This window comes from uncultured Maribacter sp., from assembly GCF_963974015.1.
Lineage (GTDB): Bacteria > Bacteroidota > Bacteroidia > Flavobacteriales > Flavobacteriaceae > Maribacter.
In genome coordinates this window covers 1-3,613 of record NZ_CAXBBZ010000042.1, presented here as the reverse complement: position 1 = coordinate 3,613, position 3,613 = coordinate 1, and the positions used below count along the sequence as shown (strand labels likewise).

Below are 3,613 nucleotides of genomic sequence, written 5' to 3'. Positions count from 1 at the left end.
CCGTAATTTGATGATTACCATCTTTTCTTCTTCTATAATCTCCATGCCGTGTTACCCGCTCATTAACTATTTTCAAATGAACATGACTACCTCTAATAAGTTCAAAACAAGGTATGACTGCGGTTTCAGGAAGATATTTAGCTAAAGTTTGTTGCATTCTAAGGAGTACTACTACTGACTTGTAAAATTTTACCGTTATATAATTTTTGACCATTCAAGGCGAAATCCATAACGTATTCAGCCATTTCGATTGCCGATACTGGTGCTTTATACCCTGGAAATGCTTCTTCAAGCATCTCAGTCTGTACCGCTCCCAATGCCAAGGCATTAAAAGATGGTCCGGACTCTTTAAATTCTTCCGCTAACAATTCGGTTAATGTAAGCACTGCTCCTTTACTTGAGCTATATGCAGATAAACCAGGAAACTTGGCACTACCTTGAATACCTCCCATAGAACTAATTGTTAATACGTGTCCCTTGTTCGACATAAATGGAATAACTAATTTCGTTATGGCAACAACACCAAAAACATTGACCTCATATACAGATTTAAACTCTTCTTCAGTAGTTTCTAAAAATGGCTTGTTCAATAATCTTCCTGCATTGTTTATTAATGCCCTTACTTTTCCGTTATCTTTTAAATAGTTTGCCAATTTTTCACGGTCAGGAACTGAAGATACATCGAAGGAAAATGAATGAATATTTTTATGACCAAGCTTTTTTATCGGTTCTTCATTTCTAGACAACGCTAAAACTCTATAACCCGCATCTGCCAATAATTTACTTAGTTCAAAACCGATTCCTCTACTGGTGCCTGTAACAATAATGTATTCCATTAATTATACTTTACTTCTTTAATAGATGAATTTATAATACCTGTAAGCATTGGTATGGTTTCATTAATAATTGTTGCCATAAACATATAGTCCATTAATGAAGCTTCATCTCCTACTTTATGGTATTCCCCAAAATTAGTGAAATCAAAAGAGCTATATGTTTGTGATGGAACATAAAATGCATCGTGAAAAGAAGCATTATCTGATCGTCTAAATAGATTAAATTCCTTTGCCTTAGGAAGAAAGCCCACTAGATTCTTTTTAGCGTATTTATTACTCACCTCTGCCAAATTCGACAATTCATAACCGGTTAAATAAAGACTATGATTCTTATTGACCATCGGCACGCCAACCATTTCGAAATTCAACATTGTATACAAATCTATATTCTTATCTTTTAATTTATCGGCCAAATGCTTAGACCCCATCAATCCTTTTTCCTCCGCAGTGAACAATGCAAAAATGATAGTTCGCTTATTACCTTTTAGATTACCGAAATACTTGGCAAATTGCAAAACCGTGGTCGTACCAGATGCATTATCATTTGCCCCGTTAGCGATATTATCGTCTCCATCCCCCCCTAATAAGCCTATATGGTCAAAATGCGCACCAATTATTACAACCTCTTTTTTAAGTAAAGGATCTTTTCCAGGCAAATAACCTACTACATTATATGCAACACCTTCACTATAATTATCTAGGGTATCTCTATATGATTCGAAATATGGTTCAATATTATTTTCTTCAAAGACATTCTGTATAAAATCGGCCGCCTTCGCTATCCCTTCACTACCGGTATCCCTACCCTGTAATTCATCTGATGTTAAAAATGTCATCATAGATTCAATATCCTCTGGATCACTGAATCCCTTAATTTTTGATTTTAAATCCGCTAGCTCACCAATATTTTCTTTTTCGCTTGTATTTATTAATGCTTCTCTCTTACCTCCTATCGGATTGGTAGGATTCAATACTGTTGATTGGTCAATATTGGCCCCTCCACAACTTAAAACCAAAAAGCAGAGCGTAATCATAATTACATATTTCATAGTAGTATCAAATTTAAAATCTAAAGATAAAAAAAGCATCCCGTTGAAAGGATGCTTTAGTAATTCTATTTATAAAATCGGATTTCTATGCCAACATAGTAACCGGGTTTTCTACAAAATAACGTAATGTCTGCAGGAATTGGGCTCCTACAGCACCATCGACCGTTCTATGGTCACAGGCCAAGGTTAATTTCATGGTACTACCAACTACGATTTCACCATTCTTAACAACAGGTTTTTCTACTATTGCCCCTACCGAAAGTATAGCCGAATTTGGCTGATTTATTATACTTGTAAATTCAAGTATACCGAACATACCTAAATTCGATACGGTAAAGGTACTACCTTCCATTTCTGAAGGTGATATTTTCTTGTTCCGAGCTTTTCCTGCTAAATCTTTTACTGCACTTCCAATTTGCGTTAATCCCAACAAATCTGCATGTTTCACCACTGGCACTACTAAGCCTTCATCTACCGCTACTGCTACACCCATATGAATATGTTGATGATACCTAGTCGTATCGCCATTCCATGATGTATTTACTTGCGGATGCTTTCTAAGCGCCATTGCGCATGCTTTTAACACCATATCATTAAAAGACACTTTGGTATCAGGCAAACTATTTATTTGGGCACGAGATTCTTTCGCATTATCCATATCCACCTCAATGGTAAGATAAAAATGTGGTGCATTAAATTTAGAATTTCCAAGCGCTTTTGCTATTGCCTTACGCATGTTAGAATTCTTAACTTCTTCGGTACCTTCTTCACCCGAAGGTAAAACCATAGATACTGGTTGTGAAGCTACGCCACTCTCAGCCTTAACTACAGTACTTACAGCTGGTGCCGCAGTTGCGCTAGGTGTATAATTTTCAATATCCTTTTTCGTAATTCTACCATTATCTCCTGAACCGGAAACTTTTGCTAAATCGATACCCTTATCCTCTGCTATTTTTTTAGCTAAAGGAGATGCAAATATTCTTTCTCCATCAGATTCTGATTTAGAAACCTCTTTCTTCTCAGTTGAACTTTCAGATTTCTTTTCAGCGTCTTTAGGCGTAGTAGTTGATTTCTTTTTACCGCCTCCCGTTACGCTACTTAAAACAGCATTTACATCTGTACCTTCTGGACCAATAATTGCCAAAACTTGATCTACAGGAGAAGATTCACCTTCTTGAAGGCCAACATACAACAACTTACCAGAATAAAAAGACTCAAATTCCATAGTAGCCTTATCTGTCTCAATCTCAGCTAAAATTTCCCCTTCTTCAACATCATCACCGACCTTCTTTAACCAACTTGCCACAGTACCTTCTTCCATGGTATCACTTAATCGTGGCATTTTAATAACCTCTACTCCTTCAGGAATTTCAGTTCCGTTTTCAACTTCTTCTGAAGGCTCTTCCGCAACATCTTCAACTTGTGAAGGTTTATCTTCTGAAGCCTTTGCACCACCAATCAAACTAGAAATATCTTCACCCTCTTCGCCGATAATAGCTAAAAGAGTATCTACCGGTGCAGCACCACCTTCTTGTACACCTATGTACAATAAGGTACCTTCATTAAATGATTCGAACTCCATTGTCGCCTTATCAGTTTCGATTTCGGCTAACATATCACCTTCTTCAACTTTATCCCCAACGCTTTTTAACCATTTAGCTACCGTACCTTCCTCCATGGTATCGCTTAAACGGGGCATATTTACTACTATAGCCATCTACTTAAAAT

The 3,613-nt window shown here is 36.8% G+C and carries 3 protein-coding genes and 1 pseudogene; all 4 read right to left on the bottom strand.

All coding sequences use genetic code 11. From position 1 onward, the window contains the following. A pseudogene (locus tag AACZ41_RS18070) lies at positions 1-157 on the bottom strand (sprT domain-containing protein); the annotation flags it as partial. Between the two features lies 1 nt (position 158). Beyond that, positions 159-836: an SDR family oxidoreductase gene (locus tag AACZ41_RS18065; protein ID WP_339630026.1), complete on the bottom strand. Its 678-nt coding sequence runs from the start codon at positions 834-836 to the stop codon at positions 159-161. Further along, complete coding sequence (locus AACZ41_RS18060) at positions 836-1,885, bottom strand: M28 family peptidase (protein ID WP_339630024.1); 1,050 nt, start codon at positions 1,883-1,885, stop codon at positions 836-838. The genes AACZ41_RS18065 and AACZ41_RS18060 overlap by 1 nt, the downstream gene beginning before the upstream one ends. 85 nt (positions 1,886-1,970) lie before the next feature. Further along, the gene (locus tag AACZ41_RS18055) at positions 1,971-3,602 is read right to left on the bottom strand and encodes a 2-oxo acid dehydrogenase subunit E2 (RefSeq protein WP_339630022.1); all 1,632 of its coding nucleotides are present in this window, start codon (positions 3,600-3,602) and stop codon (positions 1,971-1,973) included. Between the last annotated feature and the right edge of the window lie 11 nt (positions 3,603-3,613).